This is a genomic window from Sodalis sp. (in: enterobacteria) (assembly GCF_047607725.1).
Taxonomy (GTDB): domain Bacteria; phylum Pseudomonadota; class Gammaproteobacteria; order Enterobacterales; family Enterobacteriaceae; genus JBLKSS01.
Genome location: NZ_JBLKSS010000115.1, coordinates 1 through 4,772, shown reverse-complemented (window position 1 = coordinate 4,772; position 4,772 = coordinate 1). Strand labels below are relative to the sequence as shown.

Annotated in this window: 3 protein-coding genes, 2 tRNA genes and 2 pseudogenes; 4 read left to right on the top strand and 3 right to left on the bottom strand. The window is 53.4% G+C overall.

Annotated features, from left to right (window positions below):
- Positions 1 to 438 precede the first annotated feature (438 nt).
- Together hspQ and rlmI are read right to left on the bottom strand one after the other, a co-directional pair.
- The gene (hspQ, locus tag ACMX3H_RS10200) at positions 439 to 756 is read right to left on the bottom strand and encodes a heat shock protein HspQ (protein ID WP_025245018.1); all 318 of its coding nucleotides are present in this window, start codon (positions 754 to 756) and stop codon (positions 439 to 441) included.
- Positions 757 to 832: 76 nt separating this feature from the next.
- On the bottom strand, positions 833 to 2,023 hold the full coding sequence (rlmI, locus tag ACMX3H_RS10195) for a 23S rRNA (cytosine(1962)-C(5))-methyltransferase RlmI (protein WP_415210734.1): 1,191 nt from the start codon (positions 2,021 to 2,023) through the stop codon (positions 833 to 835).
- Positions 2,024 to 2,528: 505 nt separating this feature from the next.
- Here rlmI and ACMX3H_RS10190 point away from each other — a divergent pair.
- From ACMX3H_RS10190 to pyk, 4 genes and pseudogenes are all read left to right on the top strand, one after another.
- A pseudogene (locus tag ACMX3H_RS10190) lies at positions 2,529 to 2,799 on the top strand (MATE family efflux transporter); the annotation flags it as partial.
- Between the two features lie 165 nt (positions 2,800 to 2,964).
- Positions 2,965 to 3,041 (top strand) — tRNA-Val (locus tag ACMX3H_RS10185).
- 8 nt (positions 3,042 to 3,049) lie between these two features.
- Positions 3,050 to 3,126: transfer RNA gene (locus ACMX3H_RS10180), tRNA-Val, on the top strand.
- Between the two features lie 539 nt (positions 3,127 to 3,665).
- Positions 3,666 to 4,604 (top strand): annotated as a pseudogene (gene pyk, locus ACMX3H_RS10175) (pyruvate kinase); the annotation flags it as partial.
- 31 nt (positions 4,605 to 4,635) lie between these two features.
- On the opposite strand, the gene ACMX3H_RS10170 reads toward pyk, so the two are convergent.
- Positions 4,636 to 4,772, bottom strand: a 137-nt coding sequence (locus tag ACMX3H_RS10170; RefSeq protein ID WP_415210733.1) for a transposase domain-containing protein, incomplete at its 5' end; no start/stop codon positions are given.

The following is a 4,772-nucleotide window of genomic DNA, read 5'->3' as shown; positions in this document are numbered from 1 at the left end:
CTCAAACCGGGATGGAAATAAAAGTTATTAAAATCAATACAATGTGAAAATGCAATGAGCATAAGCGTGTAACGTAGGTTTACTGTCTCATACAACAAACCCACCAATAATTCAAGACGTCCTCCACGGGGCGCTTACGCGTGATCGAGATGCGCCGATGGCCAGCGTGGTCAAAAGAAAGTCGGAACTGCACCAATAGTTAGTCAGCGTGCTCGAGAGAAAGCCGGGGTTGCGTCGATGGCCAGCGTGGTCGAGATAAAGCCAGGATTACGCCAATGGTCACTGCGCGCGGGAGGAGATGGGTTTGAGTCAATGGCCGGTGACTGCGTGAGAAAACCGGCTTACGCTACGGCTCTTTGCTAGCGCGAAAATGTGAGGATTGCATACTGGCCCTAGGGGCGAAAGAAAATCAGGCTGCGCGAGCGCGCAGCCTGGAGATTAATTTCTCAGACGGGGCGCCTGAAGTTGTTGGCGGATGGATTCAGCCAACTCATCCAGCGTCGGTTGTTCGGGATGGACTGGAAACGATTCATATCCCAGCTGCGCTTCCGCCAGGTAGGTATGCACCGGTTTTCCCTCTTCATCTTCCATCACCACATGATACCAAGGGGCCGTGCGCAGGCTATCGTCAGCCGCGATGTCATCCAGCGAAGGCTTCTCCAGGGAGTATTCCGGATCCACATCGATAATGACCCCCAGGTACCCCAGCAGCTTATGCCGGACCTGCTGCCCTATGCCAAATTTGCTGGCAATCATGAGACCTCCAGTGAAAAGTATGCCTTATACTTAATATGGGGGAGGCGTCGGGGAATTCAAGGAGTCAGAACATAATTTAGCCGACCCGGCAGGCAAACCCCTTCAGATACAGCCCTTCGGGATAAGTGCCGGCAACCGGGTGATCGGCGGCCTGGCGAAACTGTTCAATAAACTGTATTTCGCGGCCGGCATCAAGCGCAGCATCCGCAAGAATTTTCTGGAACAGATCAGTGGTCATTAGGCCGGAGCAGGAAAAGCTCAGCAGGATCCCCTCCGGCGCTAGCAGTTGCAGCGCCAACAGGTTAATATCTTTATAGCCGCGACAGGCGCTGGCCAACTGGTTTTTATTTTCAACAAACTTAGGCGGGTCCAGGATAATCATATCAAACTGTTCACCCTCCTCGCGATAACGCCGCAGCAATTGGAAAACATCGTCCCGGACGAAACGGGCGCGCGATAAATCCAGCTGATTTAGCGCCAGGTTTTGCTGCGCCATGTCTAACGCCTGCTGAGAAGTATCGACGCTTATCACTTCCCGGCAGCCCCCTTTCATTACCGACACGGAAAAGGCGCCGGTATAGCTAAAACAGTTAAGAACCCGGCGCCCGGCGGCGTATTTACGTGCGGACAGACGGCTATCACGCTGATCAAGATAGAACCCGGTTTTATGGCCTTGGGCAATATCCACCAATAACGCCATATCGTGTTCTCGGATAGGAAGCAGGTCTGGTGGGGTGGCGCCGCTGATAACGCCGTGGGTTTCTTTAAGCCCCTCTTTTTTCCGCACCGCCACATCGGAACGATCGTAAAGGGCGCAGTCGGGATAGCAGTGTTTCAGCGCCGCTAACAGGGTGGCGCGCTGATATTCGGCGCCGGCGGACAGCAGTTGCAGCACCATAAAATCACCATAGCGATCGATAGTGATGCCGGGCAAACCATCAGATTCACCCGCGATCAGGCGATAGCCATCCAGAGCGTCCCGCGCCGCCAAAAACGTGCGCAGACGCTGCGCGACCTGCAGCCGGCGGACGAAGAAGTCGACATCAATTTGCTCGTCGAGAGTGAAGCTCCACACCCTGGCGCGAATTTGCGATTGCGGCGACCACGCGCCACGGGCCAACCAACGGCCCTTATCGTCAAAAATGTCGATGGTTTCGCCAGGCTGGGCTTTCCCTTCCAGCCGACCTACCGCGCCGGAAAAAATCCAGGGATGGCGCCGCATAAGCGATTTTTTACGGCCGCGCGCCAAAAATAGACGTTTTGTCATCATAAAAGTATGCTAAACCCTAGCTAAAGAGCGCCATTTTGCGAATAAGTGCGGCTAAATGCAACCTACGCCGTTCGGCAGGAGGAGACGATGACAAAGATATGTACGGCGGCCTGGATCCATGGGCAAGTGCAGGGTGTCAGCTTTCGGTACGCCACTTTACATGTAAGCGCCCCGAGGAGGACGTCTTGAATTATTGGTGGGTTTGTTGTTTGGCCCGGTAAGAATATGTTCCACTACGATGCCTAGTGAACCCGCATCCTATAAAGGACGGCTGTCAGATCATGGATAATCCGGCGATGATAGTGTCCACTTAAATTTTAATGGACACTATCACAAACTTCAGAACCACTAATTTCATATCACTAAAACCGGGATGGAAATAAAAATTATTAAAATCAATACAATGTGAAAATGCAATGAGCATATGCGTGTAACGTAGGTTTACTGTCTCATACAACAAACCCACCAATAATTCAAGGCGTCCTCCACGGGGCGCTTACATTCCATCCAAGTTATCGGCAACGGCGTGCTGCGCGGCTATAAGGACACCCGGTCGATCTTCTATTATTACCTTTACCGCCTATTGGCTGCTCGGCCTGCCCTGCGGGTACGTGCTGGCGCTGACGGATTGGCTGCGCCCCGCCATGGGTCCCAGCGGTTTCTGGATTGGGTTTATTGTCGGTCTGACCTCTGCCGCCGTTTTGATGATGTGCCGCATGCGCTGGCTGCAGCGCCAGACGCCCGCACGCATTCTGCGTCGGGCGGCGCGCTGAGGGGCATGACGCGTCTTGATCGGTGAAAAAGCCGGCTTAATGCACATTCCCTCGACAATCAATCGGCGTTCGGGGGAAAAACGCGTTTTCCCCTTGCAAGGCGTGATAGAGCCCGTTAATATTCGTCCCGCTGCCGCGCAGGCAGCAGGCAGCAGGCAACAAAATGCGTTCTTAGCTCAGTTGGTTAGAGCACCACCTTGACATGGTGGGGGTCGATGGTTCGAGTCCATTAAAACGCACCATTCTTTGTGCGTCCGTAGCTCAGTTGGTTAGAGCACCACCTTGACATGGTGGGGGTCGGTGGTTCGAGCCCACTCGGACGCACCAAATCTTACCGTTTTCTTTTTCTATCACATTCCTTTATTAACCGCTACTGTTTCCGCAGCGGTGATTTTTCGCTGTGTTTCGCACGGCCTCGCTTCAGCCAGCGTCATCTGCGCCAGTGTAGGCGCCGGGTATCATCGCGAGGGTAAACAACGCGGACGAGCGTGCGACAAAACGACCTTTACAGGTTGCGACGATCTGTTGCAAAAATGACACAATCACGCTTTTTTTGTGCTAACGCATTAATTGTCCAGTTTTTACTTTGTTTCCCGCCTGCCAATAACTATAATGCAAAACGTTATTTCAATTGAAGGATTAGCGCCGATTGATTTGCCCTAAAAGTCTAAAAACAGCATTGTCCTCCGGCGCACACCGGCCTTGCCGGGCTGAGCCGTTCAACTTTTTTTCCTTACGTTCCGAGCGTTGTCACCTATCCTTAAATATGGACCGCAGGTTTTGCAAGCGGCTTTTTTTTTTATCACGGGCAAGGTCCGGCGATGCACCAGATTCATCATCCATCACAACTTATAGAAATCAACGTTATGAAAAAAACTAAAATTGTTTGTACCATCGGCCCGAAAACCGAATCCGAAGAGGTACTGTCCAGCCTGCTTGACGCGGGGATGAACGTGATGCGTCTCAACTTCTCCCTCGGCGACTATGAAGAGCACGGGCAGTGCATCAAAAATCTGCGCGCGGTTCTGAAGAGAACGGGTCAACAGGCCGCCATCCTGCTTGATACCAAAGGCCCCGAAATCCGCACCATGAAGCTGGAAAACGGCGCCGACGTCTCACTGCGCGCGGGCCAAACCTTTACCTTTACAACCGATCAGAGCGTGATTGGCAACAGCGAGCGCGTGGCGGTCACTTACCCGGGGTTCACCCAGGATCTGGCCGTGGGCAATACCATGCTGGTAGATGACGGACTGCTAGGCATGACCGTCACCAGCGTCACCCAGGATGAGGTGGTGTGCAAGGTGCTGAACAATGGCGATCTCGGCGAAAATAAAGGGGTCAACCTGCCCGGCGTGTCCATCGCCCTGCCGTCGCTGGCGGACAAAGACAAACGCGATCTGATTTTCGGCTGCGAGCAAGGCGTGGATTTTATTACCGCCTCGTTTATCCGCAAGCGTTCCGACGTACTGAAAATTCGTGAACATCTGCAGTAGCACGGCGGCGAACATATCCAGATCATCTCTAAAATCGAAAACCAGGAAGGCCTGAACAACTTCGACGAAATTCTGGAAGTGTCCGACGGCATCATGGTGGCCCGCGGCGATCTCGGCGTCGAAATTCCGGTGGAAGAAGTCATCTTCGCCCAAAAAATGATGATCGAGAAGTGTAACCGGGCGCGCAAGGTCGTCATTACCGCCACCCTGATGCTCGACTTGATGATCAAAAATCCTCGCCCAACCCGCGCGGAAGCCGGCGACGTGGCCAACGCCATTCTTGACGGCACGGATGCGGTAATGCTGTCCGGCGGTAAGCGTACGCCCAGCGCCGTATTGACAGTTATTCAGCAGGGATGGTGAGGTTCCACGGCAGGAGCTCTTTGATTTTGTTGATGGGATGATCCGCGATAATCGCCAGCACATGGCGCAGATACGCTTCCGTCTCCACACCGTTCAGTTTGCAACTGCCGATCAGCG